Source organism: Pseudomonas sp. 14P_8.1_Bac3, from assembly GCF_025466085.1.
In the GTDB taxonomy this organism is placed as follows: domain Bacteria; phylum Pseudomonadota; class Gammaproteobacteria; order Pseudomonadales; family Pseudomonadaceae; genus Aquipseudomonas.
On the sequence record NZ_JANLOD010000051.1, the window covers coordinates 89,099 to 105,839 of the forward strand.

Annotated in this window: 13 protein-coding genes and 1 riboswitch; of the genes, 9 read left to right on the top strand and 4 right to left on the bottom strand. The window is 61.2% G+C overall.

What is annotated here, in order from left to right:
• Positions 1–2 precede the first annotated feature (2 nt).
• Positions 3–821 (top strand): M48 family metallopeptidase, encoded by an 819-nt coding sequence (locus tag NTD84_RS16830; RefSeq protein WP_262167548.1) that lies wholly within the window; start codon positions 3–5, stop codon positions 819–821.
• A 158-nt stretch (positions 822–979) separates the two neighbouring features.
• Here the strand turns inward: NTD84_RS16830 and NTD84_RS16835 are convergent, their stop codons facing one another.
• From NTD84_RS16835 to NTD84_RS16845, 3 genes are all read right to left on the bottom strand, one after another.
• Positions 980–1,564, bottom strand: a complete 585-nt coding sequence (locus NTD84_RS16835) for a TMEM165/GDT1 family protein (RefSeq protein ID WP_262167549.1) — start codon at positions 1,562–1,564, stop codon at positions 980–982.
• An 89-nt stretch (positions 1,565–1,653) separates the two neighbouring features.
• Positions 1,654–1,776: riboswitch (yybP-ykoY riboswitch) on the bottom strand.
• A gap of 52 nt (positions 1,777–1,828) precedes the next feature.
• Positions 1,829–2,827, bottom strand: coding sequence for a class I SAM-dependent methyltransferase (locus NTD84_RS16840; RefSeq protein ID WP_262167552.1), 999 nt, complete (start codon positions 2,825–2,827; stop codon positions 1,829–1,831).
• A gap of 33 nt (positions 2,828–2,860) precedes the next feature.
• Positions 2,861–3,826, bottom strand: a complete 966-nt coding sequence (locus tag NTD84_RS16845) for a 2-hydroxyacid dehydrogenase (RefSeq protein ID WP_262167554.1) — start codon at positions 3,824–3,826, stop codon at positions 2,861–2,863.
• 158 nt (positions 3,827–3,984) lie between these two features.
• Here NTD84_RS16845 and NTD84_RS16850 point away from each other — a divergent pair, with 158 nt between their 5' ends.
• Complete coding sequence (locus NTD84_RS16850) at positions 3,985–4,614, top strand: LysE family translocator (protein WP_262167556.1); 630 nt, start codon at positions 3,985–3,987, stop codon at positions 4,612–4,614.
• Positions 4,615–4,645: 31 nt separating this feature from the next.
• Here the strand turns inward: NTD84_RS16850 and NTD84_RS16855 are convergent, their stop codons facing one another.
• The gene (locus NTD84_RS16855; RefSeq protein WP_262167558.1) at positions 4,646–5,416 is read right to left on the bottom strand and encodes an AraC family transcriptional regulator; all 771 of its coding nucleotides are present in this window, start codon (positions 5,414–5,416) and stop codon (positions 4,646–4,648) included.
• A gap of 85 nt (positions 5,417–5,501) precedes the next feature.
• Between NTD84_RS16855 and NTD84_RS16860 the strand changes: the two genes are divergently transcribed.
• From NTD84_RS16860 to NTD84_RS16890, 7 genes are all read left to right on the top strand, one after another.
• Positions 5,502–6,686, top strand: coding sequence for an MFS transporter (locus NTD84_RS16860; RefSeq protein WP_262167560.1), 1,185 nt, complete (start codon positions 5,502–5,504; stop codon positions 6,684–6,686).
• Positions 6,687–6,831: 145 nt separating this feature from the next.
• Positions 6,832–8,514, top strand: coding sequence for a fatty acid--CoA ligase (locus NTD84_RS16865; RefSeq protein ID WP_262167561.1), 1,683 nt, complete (start codon positions 6,832–6,834; stop codon positions 8,512–8,514).
• A 337-nt stretch (positions 8,515–8,851) separates the two neighbouring features.
• Entirely contained in the window at positions 8,852–10,822 is a 1,971-nt protein-coding gene (locus tag NTD84_RS16870; RefSeq protein ID WP_262167563.1) for a DUF1302 domain-containing protein, read from the top strand.
• A 28-nt stretch (positions 10,823–10,850) separates the two neighbouring features.
• Positions 10,851–12,215 (top strand): DUF1329 domain-containing protein, encoded by a 1,365-nt coding sequence (locus NTD84_RS16875; protein ID WP_262167565.1) that lies wholly within the window; start codon positions 10,851–10,853, stop codon positions 12,213–12,215.
• A gap of 237 nt (positions 12,216–12,452) precedes the next feature.
• A complete protein-coding gene (locus NTD84_RS16880) occupies positions 12,453–15,191 on the top strand; it encodes a LuxR C-terminal-related transcriptional regulator (protein ID WP_262167567.1) in 2,739 nt (912 codons plus the stop codon).
• Positions 15,192–15,277: 86 nt separating this feature from the next.
• Positions 15,278–15,919, top strand: coding sequence for an MBL fold metallo-hydrolase (locus NTD84_RS16885; protein WP_262167569.1), 642 nt, complete (start codon positions 15,278–15,280; stop codon positions 15,917–15,919).
• A gap of 100 nt (positions 15,920–16,019) precedes the next feature.
• On the top strand, positions 16,020–16,741 hold a 722-nt coding region (locus NTD84_RS16890), incomplete at its 3' end, for an OmpA family protein (RefSeq protein ID WP_262167571.1).

Here is a 16,741-nt window from a genome sequence, read left to right on the forward strand (position 1 = left end):
TGATGAACAAGCGATGGGTTGTGGGTGCTCTGGGTGCGGGTCTGTTGCTCGCCGGGTGTCAGTCGGTCAACACCACCAGTGGCGGTGCCGTGGGCGTCGAGCGCAAGCAGTACATGTTCAGCATGTTGTCCACGGACGAGGTCAACCAGATGTACGCCCAGTCTTATCAAAAGACCGTTGGCGAGGCGAGTAGCCAGGGCGTGCTGGACAAGACCAGCAGCGAGGCCAAGCGTGTCCAGGCGATTGCCGATCGGCTGATTGCCCAGGCGCCGGTTTTCCGTCCGGATTCGGCGCAGTGGAAATGGGAAGTCAACCTGATCAAGAGCGACGAGCTCAACGCCAATTGCGGGCCTGGCGGCAAGATCATTTTCTACACCGGGCTGATCGACAGCCTGAAACTCACCGACGATGAAATCGCGGCGGTCATGGGCCATGAAATCGCCCACGCCCTGCGCGAGCATGGTCGTGAAGCGATGTCCAAGGCCTACGGTATCGAGATGGCGAAGCAGGGCGCGGGTGCCTTGTTCGGTCTGGGTCAGGACAGCCTGGCCCTGGCAGACACCGTGGCCAACTACGGCATGACGCTGCCCAACAGCCGCGCCAACGAAAACGAAGCGGACCTGATCGGTCTGGAGCTGGCGGCTCGCGCCGGTTACAACCCGAATGCCGCAATCACCTTGTGGAACAAGATGAGCAAGGCCTCGGAAGGTTCGCCACCGGAGTTCATGAGCACGCACCCAGCGTCGACCAGTCGGATTGCCTCGTTGCAGGCGGCGATTCCGAAGGTGATGCCGTTGTACGAGAAAGCGCCTAAATCCTGATGTTGATTCATCGTCGATAAGGGCCTCATCGCTGGCAGGCCAGCTCCCACAGAGGAATGAATTCCAAATGTGTGCTGCTCCCGCAGGTGGAATGCATTCCAACTGTGGGAGCTAGCCTGCTAGCGATGAACGATAACGCGGTCGATCGGCTTACGCTGTCAAACCCACCCGCTGCTTTGCATCGCCTTGTACACCGCAACCACCGCCAGGATGAAGAACGCCGACGCCGCCAAACGACGGATCAACGTCAACGGCAGTTTGTCCGCCGCAAAGTTACCCGCCAGGACCACCGGCACGTTGGCGATCAACATACCGGCGGTGGTGCCGATGATCACCAGCCACAGTTCCGGGTATTGCGCGGCGAGCATCACGGTGGCGATTTGCGTCTTGTCACCGATTTCCGCGAGGAAGAACGCGATCAGCGTGGTCAGGAACGGCCCGAACTTGCGGGCGGTGCTGGCTTCGTCGTCATCCATCTTGTCCGGCACCAAGGTCCACAGCGCCGTCGCGGTGAAGCTCGCGGCGAGAATCCAGTGCAGCATCGTATCGGAGAAGAAACTCCCGACCCAGGCGCCCACCGCACCGGCAGCCGCGTGGTTGGCCAGAGTGGCGGCGACGATGCCGGCGATGATAGGCCACGGCTTGCGGAAGCGGGCTGCGAGAATGAGCGCGAGCAGTTGCGTCTTGTCGCCGATTTCGGCCAAGGCAACGATTGCGGTGGGAACGAGAAGTGAATCCAGCATCAGGGTTTTCCTAAGGGGCGGGTCGACACGGCTATGACACGTACAGCCTTCCCGCCCCGGGTAAGGTGTTCGTGTCATAGGTCTTGTCAAACCCTGCGATCCTTCTGATGAGGACGCTGGGGTCGCATACGCCATGGTCTGAGGACCAAGTATGTTGACGTATGCCGGACGAGCATGGCGCTCGTGGGAGACTACTCCCCTAGGACGGAGCGGATTCTGCCTAGGCAAATCCGATTGGGCAAGCCTCTTTTTTAAAAAAATCTGTCAGCCGCGTTTGGCCCGGTAGATGCGGAAACCCTGACCCTCAGCCTTGATCGCACACACGCCAAGGTGCTCTTCGATCAGTGGCTGATACTTCAGGAAGCTGTTGGCGACCAGCCGCAGTTCGCCGCCGTTTTTTAGATGTTTGGCCGCTTTTCGCAGCAGATTCTCGGTGGCGAAGTAATCGGTGTGCACGCCGACGTGGAACGGCGGATTGCTCAGGATTGCGCTCAAACCCATCGGCGCCGCATCGATTCCGTCGCCGGTAATCACGTCCGCTTCCAGACCATTGGCGGCCAGGGTCAAGCGACTGCTGGCGGCCGCAAAAGCGTCCACGTCGAGGAGGGTGACCTGATTGTGCGGATAACGACGTTTTACCGCTGCGCCCAACACGCCAGCGCCGCAACCGAAGTCGAGCAGATGACCGCTCGGCAATTTGTCCAGATGCTCCAGCAGCAACGCACTGCCGCGATCCAGTCGTCCGTGGCTGAATACCCCCGGCAGGCTGATGACTTTCAGAGGGCCTTCGGCCAGCGGCAGCTCATAAGTCTGGGCCAGGCTTTCCAGGGATCTGGCTTCTGGCGCAATGGCCACGGTGACCTGCCACAGCTGGCAATGCCGGGCGCTGTCGAGCTTGCGCGGTTTGCCGAACGGGTTGAGTTGCTTGGCCGCGCCTTCGATGCCGCTGCGTTTTTCACCCACCAGGTACAACTCACGGCCGGCCAGGCGCGAGGCGAGGGCGTTGAGGATGTAGTCGGTGAGGTCCTTGGATTTCGGCAGAAATACCACCGCCGTATCGAACTCGCGCTCGGGGGCGGTCACGCCGAACAGGCTGCGTCCAGCGAAGCGCGCGTCCAGCGCGGCCTGGTCACCGGCGTGCCAGCACCAGCCGCGGGCGTCAGGCAGGCGCCCGAGCAAATCGTCGGCGGGCAAACCGGCCAGCAACACCGAACCCTGGAATAACTCGGCCTGACGAAGCAGTACTTCACTGCGCGGATCCATGTTCTGCTCCCTGAAAAAAAGTGCCGCAGTTTATCAACTGACGACCCGCAGCGCCTTACCGCTGAAATACCCCTGGGCGTTTTCGGTCAACTGGCCAACGATCCGCTGCCGCGCTTCGCGACTGCCCCAGGCGTTGTGCGGCGTAACGATCAGGCGTGGAATATCGGCGGCAAGCAACGGGTTGCCGGCAGTCGGCGGTTCGACGCTGAGCACGTCCGTGGCTGCACCGCCCAGGTGGCCGTTGCGCAGCGCATCGGCCAGCGCCTGTTCGTCGATCAGACCACCGCGCGCAGTGTTGACCACGAACGCTCCCGGTTTCATCGACGCCAGTTCGCGGGCACCGATGAAGTGGCGGGTGTGTTCGTTGAGCGGGCAGTGCAGGGTCAGCGCGTCGATCTGCGGCAGCAGTTCGTTCAGCGGCAGGCGGTCCGGACGGGCAGGGCGCCCCGGGATTTGCCCGAGCAGCACGCGCATGCCGAACGCTTCAGCCAGCCGGGCGACCGCGCCGCCCAGCTCGCCGTGACCGAGCAGGCCGAGGGTTTTGCCTTGCAGCTCAACGATCGGGTAGTCCAGCAGGCAGAACTGTTTCGCCTGTTGCCAGCGACCTTCGCCAACCGCTTTCTGATAGTCGGCCAGGCGCGTCGCCAGGTTCAGCAGCAACATGATCGTGTGCTGCGCCACTGACGGTGTGCCGTAACCCTGACAGTTGCAGACGGTCACGCCATGGGCGCGGGCGGCGGCGAGGTCGACATTGTTGGTGCCGGTGGCGGTGATCAGGATCAGCTTCAACTCGGGGTGGGCTGCGATGGCGGCGGCGTCGATCAGGATTTTGTTGCTGATGGCGACGGTAGCGCCCTTGAGGCGTTCGATGACCTGATCCGGTGTGGTTTGCGCGAACAGTTGCAAGTCGTCGAAACAATCGCGCAGGGGGCTGAGGTCGAGATCACCCAGGTCCAGCGAGGGATGGTCGAGGAAAACGGCGCGGCGAGAGTTCGTCATCAACTGTACCTTTTGTGCATTGAACTGAAGGCGTAATCTGCCGAGCCTACCAGATGAAACAATTCGTTACTCACCGCCCGGAACAAGCCCGCTCCCACATGGGAATGCGATAACCCGATGAATTTCATTTCAAACTGATTTGCCCCAGAGGAGCCCCCATGTACTGGACAGAGTTCTTGACCGTTGCCCTCATCCATTTGCTGGCCGTGGCCAGCCCCGGCCCGGACTTTGCCGTGGTGGTGCGTGAGAGCGTGACCCACGGTCGTCGCGCCGGCACCTGGACGGCGCTGGGCGTCGGCACTGCGATTTTCCTGCATGTCGGCTATTCCCTGCTCGGCATTGGTTTGATCGTGTCGCAATCGATCGTGCTGTTCAACGCCTTGAAATGGGCCGCCGCCGCGTACCTGCTGTACATCGGCTTCAAGGCCCTGCGGGCGCAACCAGCCAAACCGATGGCGGACGATCTGCACAAGGAGGCGGGTGTGCGCACCGCACGCGGCGCCTTCACTTCGGGGTTCGTGACCAACGGCCTGAATCCGAAAGCCACGCTGTTCTTCCTGTCGTTGTTCACCGTGGTGATCAATCCGCACACACCGCTGGCGATACAGGCGGGATACGGGGTTTACCTCGCGGTGGCGACGGCGGTCTGGTTTTGCCTGGTGGCGATGCTGTTCAGCCAGCAACGCGTTCGCGCCGGGTTCGCCCGCATGGGCCACTGGTTCGACCGGACCATGGGCGTCGTGCTGATCGCCATCGGGGTGAAACTCGCCTTCACCGAAATGCATTGATTTGTAGGCGCCCGCTTGCTGCGGGCAGCTTCTACGAGGGGCTGAGCTCGCTCAGTTTGCTCAGCGCACTCAGGTATTCCCGTGGGTTTTCTCCCAGCAATCGGCGGAACATCGCGCTGAACGCACGGGCGCTGCCGTACCCCAGATCCCCTGCCACGCTCTGCACGCTTTCCCCTGCGAGCAGGCGCGGCAGGGCTTCCATCAGGCGCAATTGCTGGCGCCAGGCGTTGAAATTCATCTGCAGTTGCTGCTGAAACAAGCGCGCCAGCGTTCTGGAACTGGCGCCGACCTGCTGCGCCCAGTCTTCCAGTGTGTTCGGATGATCCGGTGCGCGCAGTAACGCCAGGCAAATACCTTGCAGGCGGCGGTCCTTGGGCATGGGAATGTGCAACGGGAGGTTTTCCAGCGCGGCGATTTCTTCGAGCATCAATTGCTGGATCAGCGGGTTTTCGGCGTGTTGCGGGCCTTGTACCGCGCGCAGGATCAGCTCGCGCAGCAGCGGCGTTACCGCCAGCACGCAGCACTGTTGCAAGTTGGCGGGTGACAACTCGGCGGCGATAAACAGCGAACGCGTGCGTACCTCGCCCGCCATGAACATTTCATGCTCCACCCCGGGCGGGATCCACACCGCGCGGGTCGGGGGAATGACCCAGGCGCCCTGTGTCGTGACCACCCGCATCGTGCCGCAAACGGCGTACAACAACTGCGCTTCGTGGTGCTGATGCAATGCCTGATGGGCGCCATCCGCGTAATCATGCGGATGGGCACTCACCGGGCCGTGGCGGAAATGGCTGATTAACATGTCGGATCCGATGACTTTGTTGTCAGGAATGCGCTTTTTCGCCAACTTAGCATAAGCCGCTCACAACAACGTAAAGCGTGCCGCGATGAACCCGTCCAGAAATGTCATCCGCTACATCAACGCAGCCCATGTGATCGACCACATGTTCATGCTGATTTTCCCCGCCGCCGTGCTTGGCATGACCCAGGCGTTCGCCCTTGATTACGCGGCGCTGATCGGCCTGTCACTGGGCGGCTTCATTGCCTTCGGCGCCTGTTCGCTACCGGCCGGGTGGCTGGGGGACCGCTGGAGTCGTCGGCAGATGATGCTGGTGTTTTTCTTCGGCATCGGTGCGTCGGCGATTTTTACCGGGTTGAGCAGTAGTTCGGCGATGCTGGTGCTCGGGCTGACGCTGATCGGGATCTTCGCCGCGATCTATCACCCGGTGGGCACCGCCATGCTGGTCGCCTACGCCGAGAATCGCGGTCGCGAGATTGGTATCAACGGCATGTGGGGCAACCTCGGTGTGGCGTTTTCGGCCTTGATCACCGGGTTGCTGGTGGCGCAATTCGGCTGGCGTTCGGCGTTTATCGTCCCCGGACTGGTGGCGATCGGGTTGGGAATCGGCTTTGCACTGCACGTGCGTGAAGAGCCGATCCCGCAGCGTCCGCACACGCGCCTGAAGGGCGCAGCCGGTCAGACCATATCCATGGTCATGGTGTTTGGCGTGCTGGCCCTGGCCACGGCGACGGGCGGCGTAGTGTTCAACGCCACGACCATGACCTACCCGAAACTGTTTCAGGAGCGCCTGCACGAGCTGTTTGCCTCGCCGCAGACTCTGGGTGTCGTGGTCAGTCTGGCGTATGCCTTTGGTGCGGTGGCGCAGTTGAGCATCGGTCGGGTGTTGCATCGCTTCAGCCTGAAATGGCCGTTCATCCTGTTGACGCTGTGCCAGGCGCCACTGCTGTTGGCGTTGGCCTATGCCGATGGCTGGTCCGTCATCGTGGCGGGCGCGGCGTTCATGTTCGTGGTGTTCGGCCAGGTAACGGTCAACGACGCGATGGTCGCCAACTTTGTCGCGCCGCAATGGCAGTCGCGGGTGTTTGCGCTGCGTTACTGCCTGTCGTTCGGCGCCAGCGCGACAGCGATTCCGCTGATTTCGTTTGTCGAACCGCGCCAGGGGTTTGTGGGCCTTTATCTGATACTGGCGGGTTTCGCCGCGCTGACCTTTGTGGCCGCACTGGTTTTCCCACGGACGCCGTCCGAATCTGCCGTAGGACAAATGACGTAAGGCAGGCAAATACGTGCAAATGCTGGCGCAAAGCTAGCATTTGTCCGACTCTGCAAATCATTCCTTTGGCTGATTTGGCTGTCATGCAAGCGCACTAAAGTGCTTACTTTCAAGCCACGACCGTGCAGTCAGAAAAGGGATTCTTATGTTGCAGACTCGCGTTATCCCCCCAGCCGAAGGCGCCTACCAGTATCCGTTGCTGATCAAACGGCTGCTGATGTCCGGTGCACGCTATGAGAAAACCCGCGAGATCATTTACCGCGACCTGTTGCGCTACAGCTACCCGACCCTGATCGAACGGGTTGCACGCCTGGCCAACGTATTGACCGAGGCGGGCGTCAAGGCCGGCGACACCGTGGCGGTGATGGACTGGGACAGCCATCGTTACCTGGAATGCATGTTCGCCATCCCGATGATCGGCGCGGTGATCCACACCATCAACGTGCGCCTGTCGCCGGAACAGATTCTCTACACCATGAACCACGCCGAGGACCGCTTTGTCCTGGTCAATAGTGAGTTTGTGGGGCTGTACAACGCCATTGCCGGGCACCTGACGACGGTCGAGAAAACCCTGTTGCTGACCGACCTGCCGGAGAAAACTGCAGACCTGCCGAACCTGGTCGGCGAGTACGAGCAGTTGCTGGCGGCCGCGAGCACCCGGTACGACTTCCAGGATTTCGACGAGAACTCGGTCGCCACCACGTTCTACACCACCGGCACCACCGGCAATCCCAAAGGCGTGTATTTCACCCATCGGCAACTGGTCCTGCACACCATGGGCGTGTCGACCATCATGGGCGCGATCGACAGCGTCCGGCTGCTGGGCACCAATGATGTGTACATGCCGATCACCCCGATGTTCCACGTGCACGCCTGGGGGTTGCCGTACGTGGCGACGATGCTCGGGCTCAAGCAGGTCTATCCCGGGCGCTACGATCCGGAATACCTGGTGGAGCTGTGGCGCAAGGAAAAGGTCACCTTTTCCCACTGCGTGCCGACCATCCTGCAAATGGTCCTCAACGCCAAATCCGCGCAAGGCACGGACTTTGGTGGCTGGAAAATCGTCATCGGCGGCAGTGCCCTGAATCGAGCCCTGTACGAAGCGGCCAAGGCCAAGGGCATCCAACTGACGGCCGCTTACGGCATGTCGGAAACCGGGCCGCTGGTTTCGTGCGCGCACCTTAACGACGAATTGATGGCGGGCACCGAAGACGAACGCACCACTTACCGGATCAAGGCCGGGGTGCCGGGGCCACTGGTGGAGGCGGCGATCGTCGACACCGATGGCCATTTCCTGCCCGCCGATGGCGAAACCCAAGGCGAGCTGGTGTTGCGTGCGCCGTGGCTGACCGAAGGGTATTTCAACGAACCGCAGAAGGGTGCCGAACTCTGGGCCGGCGGCTGGCTGCACACCGGCGACGTGGCGACCCTGGACAGCATGGGCGTGATCGACATCCGCGACCGGATCAAGGACGTGATCAAGACCGGCGGCGAGTGGATTTCCTCCCTGGACCTCGAGGACCTGATCAGTCGCCATGCAGCGGTACGTGAAGTAGCAGTGGTGGGCATCGCCGACCCGCAGTGGGGCGAACGGCCGTTTGCCCTGCTGGTGATCCGCGAAGGCCACGTCATAGGGGCCAAGGAACTCAAGGAACACCTCAAGCCTTTTGTGGAACTGGGGCACCTGAGCAAGTGGGCCATCCCGAGCCAGATCGCCCTTGTTACTGAAATTCCCAAGACCAGTGTCGGCAAGCTCGACAAGAAGCGGATTCGCGTCGACATCACCGAGTGGCAAGCGAACAACAGCACCTTCCTCTCGACGCTTTAAGCGTCTTCCGGCGTGCCCGAAAGGGCGCGCCAGGCCCACCAAGCAAGCGCTTGGCTTGTCAAATCCGAATTTTCAGCCATCCTTGCCCTGCCGACAGGTGTCGGCCTGGCGAAAGGACTGTTCCAGAGTGGCTGGCAGCTGCAAATCACACTTTAGAGGGATCAAGCAGTACTACCTGCTGGCTATAGTCCGCTCAAGGATTTTTAAGAACGGGGCAAACGCACAACACGGGGCGATGCAACTTTGGAATGACTTCGGGAAGCCTTGGCTCCCGGTCAGCCACAGCGTTTTTAAAAGTACTCACTGCCATAACAATAATGCACATGGAGTAGCGTCGATGACATCAGTAAACCAGTTCTGGCGCCGGGCAAAACTGCCTCTGGCGGTCAGTCTTGCTTCTACGCTCGCCGGGCCCGCATTCGGCGTCAGTTTCAACGTTGGTGAAATCGAAGGTCAGTTCGACTCATCCCTGTCGATCGGCGCCAGTTGGTCCACCGAGAACGCGAACAAGAACCTCATCGGCGTCAACAACGGTGGTCGCGGTCTGTCCCAGACCTCCGATGACGGCCACTTGAACTTCAAGAGCGGCGAAACCTTCTCGAAGATCTTCAAGGGTATCCATGACCTTGAATTGAAATACGGCGACACCGGGGTCTTCGTCCGGGGCAAATACTGGTATGACTTCGAACTCCAGGACGAAAGCCGTCCGTTCAAGGACATTAGCAACGACAACCGCAAGGAAGGCGCCAAGTCCTCCGGCGGGCAGATTCTCGACGCCTTCGTCTACCACAACTACACCGTTGCCGATCAGCCGGGTTCCGTGCGCCTGGGCAAACAGGTCGTGAGCTGGGGTGAAAGTACCTTCATCGGCGGCGGCATCAACTCGATCAACCCGATCGACGTTTCCGCGTTCCGTCGTCCAGGTGCCGAGATCAAGGAAGGGTTGATTCCGGTCAACATGTTCTACGTGTCCCAGAGCCTGACCGAGAACCTGTCGACCGAAGCGTTCTATCAGCTCGAATGGGACCAGACCGTTACCGACAACTGCGGCACCTTCTTCTCGCAACCGGACGTGATTTCCGATGGCTGCGACAACAACCTGGCCGTGCTGCGGACCCGTAACGGGCTCAACGGTGGCCTGGCAGCCGCTGGTTTACCGGCCGGTGCGCGTAACGCTGTCCTCAACACGCTGGCTGCCCGTGGCGTGAACTGGGGTAACCCGGATGAAGGTGCCATCGTGCGTCGCGGTCCGGATCGCGATGCACGTGACAGCGGCCAGTTCGGCGTGTCGTTCAAATACATGTTCGAGCCGCTGGACACCGAGTTCGGTGCCTATTTCATGAACTACCACAGCCGTGCGCCGATTTTCAGTGGCAAGGGGGCTCCAGCGAGCGCCTATAACGCGACGGCTCTGGGCGGTGCTCTCGGTGGCGCACTGGTTGGCGCGGGTATTCCGGGCGCCGCCGTGCCTGGCATTGTCGGTGGCGCTAACGGGCTGGCGGCACAGACCCTGCCATTGGTGGTCGCGGGTAACTCCAGCTACTACGTCGAGTACCCGGAAGATATTCGCCTGTATGGCCTGAGCTTCTCCACTACGTTGCCTACCGGCACCGCATGGAGCGGTGAGTTCAGCTATCGCCCGAACGCGCCGGTGCAACTCAACACCACTGACATCCTCTACTCTGGCCTCACCCCGCTGAACCCTAACGTTTCCGTGCTGCAAGGACGTCCTGGCCAGGATCAACAAGGTTATCGCCGCAAGGAAGTCAGCCAGCTGCAAACGACCTTTACGCACTTCTTCGACCAGGTAATGGGCGCAGAACGACTGACCCTGGTGGGCGAGGTTGGCTGGACCCACGTCGGCGGCCTGGAAAGCACTTCGAAAGCGCGTTACGGGCGTGACCCGAGCTACGGCCCGGGCCCATTGCCAGGCGGTCAGTGCCAGACCTTGAACGCATCGACCCTGGCGGGCGGTCCGCAAAACAACGTCAGCCGCTACTGCGAAAACGACGGCTTCACCACCACCGACTCCTGGGGCTACCGTGCTCGTGCGATCTGGGAATACAACGACGTGTTCTCCGGTGTGAACCTCAAGCCGAACATTGCCTGGTCCCATGACGTCGACGGCTACTCGCCTGGCCCTGGCGGCAACTTCGAGGAAGGTCGCAAAGCGGTCAGCCTGGGTGTCGACGCCGAATACCAGAACACCTACACAGCGTCCCTGGCCTACACCAACTTCTTTGACGGCAAGTACACCACCGTGGATGACCGCGACTTCGTTGCGCTCAGCTTCGGCGTGAACTTCTAAGCACTGCATTTTCAGGACGAACACACCTATGAAAACAACAAAGAGTCTGTTCCACGCCGGCGTTCTGGGGCTGACGTTGCTGGCGACCAGCGTGATGGCGGCGGTCCCTGCGGCCGAAGCGGACAAGCTGGGCAAGAGCCTGACCCCGATGGGCGCCGAGATGGCGGGCAATGCCGACGGTTCGATTCCAGCCTGGAAGCCGTTGCCGAAGAACGCCGGTACCGTCGACAGCAAAGGTTTCCTGTCCGACCCGTACGCCAGTGAAAAACCGCTGTTCACCATCACGGCGCAGAACGTCGACCAGTACAAGGACAAGCTCGCTCCGGGCCAGTACGCGATGTTCAAGCGCTACCCGGACACCTTCAAGATGCCGGTCTATCCGTCCCATCGCGGCGCCACCGTGCCGGATGACGTGTTCGCCGCGATCAAGAAGAACGCCACCACGACCAACCTGATCTCGGGCGGCAACGGGCTGGAAAACTTCGAGACGGCCGTGCCGTTCCCGATTCCGAAAACCGGCGTCGAAGTCATCTGGAACCACATCACCCGCTATCGCGGTGGCAGCGTGACCCGTCTGGTGACCCAGGCTACACCGCAGCCCAATGGCTCGTTCAGCCTGGTGTACTTCCAGGACCAGTTCGTGTTCCGCGACAAGATGAAGGACTACGATCCGGCGAACCCGGGCAACATCCTGTTCTACTTCAAGCAGAAAGTGACCGCGCCGGCACGTCTGGCCGGTGGTGTGCTGCTGGTGCACGAAACCCTCGACCAGGTGAAAGAGCCACGTTCGGCGTGGGTCTACAACGCCGGTCAGCGTCGTGTGCGTCGTGCACCACAAGTGTCCTATGACGGGCCAGGTACCGCGGCGGATGGCCTGCGTACTTCCGATAACCTGGACATGTACAACGGTGCACCGGATCGTTACGACTGGAAACTCGAAGGCAAGAAAGAGATGTACATCGCCTCCGACAGCTACAAGCTCGACGATCCGAAGCTGAAGTACACCGACATCATCAAGGCCGGTCACATCAACCAGGATCTGGCTCGTTACGAGCTGCGCCGGGTCTGGCATGTGGTCGCGACCCTGAAGGAAGGTCAGCGGCACATCTACGCCAAACGTGACTTCTATATCGACGAAGACACCTGGCAAGCCGCGGTGATCGATCACTACGACGGTCGTAACCAGTTGTGGCGTGTGGCGGAAGCTCACTCCCAGAACTACTACAACGTGCAAGTGCCTTGGTACACCCTGGAAACCTTGTACGACCTGCAATCGGGCCGTTACCTGGCGCTGGGCATGAAGAACGAAGAGAAGTCGGCGTATGACTTCGGCTTTACGGCCACCACCAGCGACTTTACGCCGGCGGCATTGCGTCAGGATGGCGTTCGCTAACGGTTCCTGAAGAGGCCGCATCCTCGAAAAACGCCCCGACTGGTTCGGGGCGTTTTTTTTAGGTTTTGCGTATCGGCTACGCGCTGCTAGGGTGAGATGTTGTGCTTGGTTTGCTGACGACGCTGTTCGTAGACTTTTTGTAGCCATTTGTAGCAATAATCTTCATTACCGCTTCGTTTACCGCTAGTCTGCGGACATCTGCAACGCCGCCAACAGCATTTCAAACAAGAGCCGGCCATGACTGATCTGTCCCCACTCCCGGGCCCTGCAAGCGTTGCCGTCGCGACACTGGATGGACGTTTTTTTCGTCCGCCGTTGCCGGACGGTCATGTGCTGCGGCCGCGTTTATGCGAGCGTCTGAGCGCCGGGCTGGGTGGCAGGTTGTTGCTGGTCAGTGCGCCGGCGGGGTTTGGCAAGAGTTCGCTGGCGGTGGAGTTTTGCCAGGGGTTGCCCGGTCACTGGCAAAGCCTGTGGCTGGGGTTGAGCCCGCGGGACAACGATCCGGGCCGTTTCCTGGAACGATTGCTCGAAGGCCTGCAGGATTTTTTTCCGCAGTTGGGCCGTCAGTCCCTGGGCCTGCTGAAAATGCGTCAGCGCCATCAACCGTTCGCCTTCGAAGAATGGCTGGACGGTTTGCTCGACGAGCTGGCCGTGCATCTGTTGCCGACAGCGCCGCTGCTGCTGGTGCTCGATGACTACCATCTGGCCCAAGGCCCGGTGCTAGATCGCTGTCTGCAGTTTTTCCTCAATCATCTTCCCGACGGCTTGCTGGTCATGGTCACCAGTCGTCAGCGGCCGGACTGGCATCTGGCGCGTCTGCGGCTGTCCCGGCAACTGCTTGAGTTGCATGAACAAGACTTGCGCCTGACCTACGATGAAGCCCTGAGCCTGCTTGACCGGCACAGCTCCTCCCTGCGCGGCGAAGCGCTGGAGAACCTGATCCAGCGCAGCGAAGGCTGGGTTGCCGGCCTGCGCTTCTGGTTGCTGGCGGCTTCCGAAGCCGGCTCCGAAGGCGCGTTGCCCCAGTCCCTGAATGGCGGGGAAGGGTTGATCCGCGATTACCTGCTCGAAGAAGTCATCGATTGCCTGCCCGCCGACGTGCAGGCATTTCTGTATGACACGGCGCCGCAGGAGCGCTTTTGCAGTGAGCTGTGCGACGCCGTTCGCGAGGCCCATGACAGCGCCGAGATCCTGCGTTTTCTGCTCGCCCACCAAGTGTTCCTGGTGCCGCTGGACGAGCACGGTCACTGGTATCGCTATCACCATTTGTTCTCCGACCTGCTACGCACCCGACCGACCCGCCAGGCGATGGTGCCGGCGGCCAGCCTGCACCTGCGCGCCTGTCGCTGGTTCAACGCCCAGGGCCTGCTCGACGAAGCGGTGGAGCAGGCGTTGCGCGCCGGCCACCTGGACGTGGCGGCGAACCTGGTGCAGAACCTCTCCGAAGAACAACTGCTGGCCGAACAGAACGTCGGCATGTTGCTGCGCTGGAAAATGGATTTGCCCGACAGCCTGCTGATCAGCACGCCACGGCTGATCGTGCTTTACAGCTGGGCGCTGGGGCTGGCCTGTCAACTGGATGCAGCGGAGGAACTGGCCAGCCACCTCAGTCGTTTCCTGCCGGCGCCGTCGGCCACCGCGCAAAAATCCATGCTCGCGCAATGGCTGGCCTTGAGCGGGATCATCGCCCGTGGCCGCGGCAATCGTGCGTTGACGCTGCTCTATTGCAGCGAAGCGCTGGAGAGCCTGCCGTCCAAGCGTTACGGCCAGCGGTTGATGTGCCTGTCGACCCTGTCCAACCTGGCGATTGCCGACGGTGACTTGTGGCGCGCGCGCGGCCTGAACCGTGATTCGCTGGAGCTGGCACAACGAGTCGGCAATCCATTGTTCGAGGCGCTGGCCCATTACGACCGCGCCCGCGTATTGCAGGCGCGCGGGGAAATCCTGCGTGCGCTGGATGAAGTCCGCCAGGGCCTGCAACGCCTTCAAGGGCTGTCGCCGCAACGGCTCTACGCCGTCCGCGCCCGGCTGACCTTGTACGAGGGATTTCTGCTGGCGCTGCGCCTGCAACCACACACCGCGCGACTGCGATTGCAGGCAGGGTTGAGCGAAGCCCGCGCGTGTCGTGACATCAGTGTCTTGATCGGTCACTGCGTGATCGCCAGGCTCGAAGGCAGCAGCGGTGAATTCGCCAAGGCCTTCGCCGAACTGGCTGAAGCCGAACGGCTGATGCACATCTGGGACGTCCCGCCGATCTACTACCTGGCGATGATCACCCTGGTCAAATGCGAACTCTGGCTGGCCCAGGGCCGTACCGATCTGGCGGAAGCCTGGCTCGCGCGTCTGGGCCAGACCTATAACGGCGAACAACCGGCGGCGCCGCCGGAATTCCATCCGCAGTTGCCGTTGCACATCGAATTGCAGCAGGCGCTGCTGGAAGTCATTCAAGGGCAGCCGATGCTCGCCGAAGGACGCTTGAATGCGTTGCTCGAACATGGGCAGCAAAGCGGTCGTCAACTGCTCAGCGTGATGGTTCTGACACAGAAAACCGAATTGCTGCTTGCCCATGATCGCGAGCCGGAAGCGCGACTGGCGTTCGCCCAGTCCCTCGACGCGGCCAGTGGTGGCGCCCTGCAGCCTTTCGACGGTTTATTGAGCAAACACCCCGACTGGCTGCGCGAACAATTGCAAAACGCTACGAAAGCGGCGATTTGCCAGAGCCTGATGGAGCGATTGCCCGCCGCGCCAGTAAGGGTTGTCGCTGAGCCGTCATCCGCCTGCGAACAGCTCAGCTCTCGTGAACTGGCGGTGCTCAAACTCATCGCCCAAGGCTGTTCGAACCAGGAGATCAGCGACCAGCTGTTTATTTCCCTGCACACCGTGAAAACCCACGCCAGTCACATCAACAGCAAGCTCGGGGTGGAACGGCGAACACAGGCCGTAGCGCGGGCGAAGGCATTGGGCGTGTTGGGCTGACGTCGCTGGTCGGTTCACCTGGCGTTCAAGGACGGGACGCCAATGTGTGCGAAAATCCGCCGTCCCTGTTTATCGAGCATGCCTTGATGTCCCAGAAACCGACCCTCATACGCGAAACCTTCCCCGTCGGTCCGTTGCAGTGCAACTGCACGATCATCGGCGATCCGGTCACGAAAAAGGCCATCGTGGTCGATCCGGGCGGCAATCACGAATTGATCCTCTCGCGGCTCGACGTCCTGGGCCTGAAAGTGGTCAGCATCATCCACACCCACGCGCACCTCGATCACTTCCTGGCCTCCGGTCAGTTGAAAGAGAAAACCGGCGCCACCCTGCACCTGCACAAGGAAGATCAATTCCTCTGGGATAACCTGGAGATGCAATGCCAGATGTTCGGTGTGCCTTACACGCCGGTTCCTGCCCCTGATCGCTGGCTGGCCGATGATGAAGAGCTGGCCTGCGGCTGCGGCGTAGCGTTGCACACGCCGGGTCATACACCGGGTTCCATGAGCTTTTGGTTTTCAGAAGCTAAGCTGCTGATTGCCGGTGACACGTTGTTTCGTCGCGGGGTCGGGCGCACGGATTTGTGGGGCGGTGATCAGGCGACCATCGTGCGCTCGATCAAGCAGCGCCTGTATACCCTCGACGAAGACGCTACCGTGGTCACCGGTCATGGTCCGGACACGCGTCTGGGCGATGAAATGCGCGACAACCCTTTTGTGCGGGCTTGATGGTCGGCCACGGAATTTTCGTCATCCAAGATGATCCAACACCCGCAAGGGCCGATGCCTGGGTCCGTTGCACCACAGAATGCAAAAGTAGGAGCTCTTCATGTTCACCAAGCAGCGTTTGATTATTGTCGCTACCGCTGTGGCCTTGCTGTCTGGCTGCGCCTCGCCTAACCCGTACGACAACCAGGGCCAGGCTGACGGTGGTTCGGGCGTGAGCAAAACCGCGAAATACGGTGGTCTTGGCGCCCTGGCCGGTGCACTCGCCGGCGCCGCCATCGACCACAACAACCGCGGCAAGGGTGCGCTGATCGGCGCCGCCGTGGTGGGGGCTTCCGCTGCCGGCTACGGTTATTACGCCGACCAGCAAGAGAAAAAACTGCGCGCCAGCATGGCCAATACCGGCGTCGAAGTGCAGCGCCAGGGTGATCAGATCAAGCTGATCATGCCGGGCAACATCACCTTCGCCACTGATTCGGCGAACATCGCTTCCAGCTTCTATCAGCCACTGAACAACCTGGCCGGCTCGCTCAAGGAGTTCAGCCAGAACCAGATCGAGATCGTCGGCTACACCGACAGCACCGGCAGCCGCCAGCACAACATGGACCTGTCCCAGCGTCGCGCCCAGAGCGTGGCGACTTACCTGACGTCCCAGGGTGTCAGCGGCGCCAACCTGTCGGCACGTGGCGCCGGCCCGGACAACCCGATCGCCAGCAACGCCGACGTCAACGGCCGGGCGCAGAACCGCCGCGTCGAGGTCAACCTCAAGGCGATTCCGGGCCAGCAGTATGGCGGCCAGCAGCAACCGGGCACCGTTCAACAATA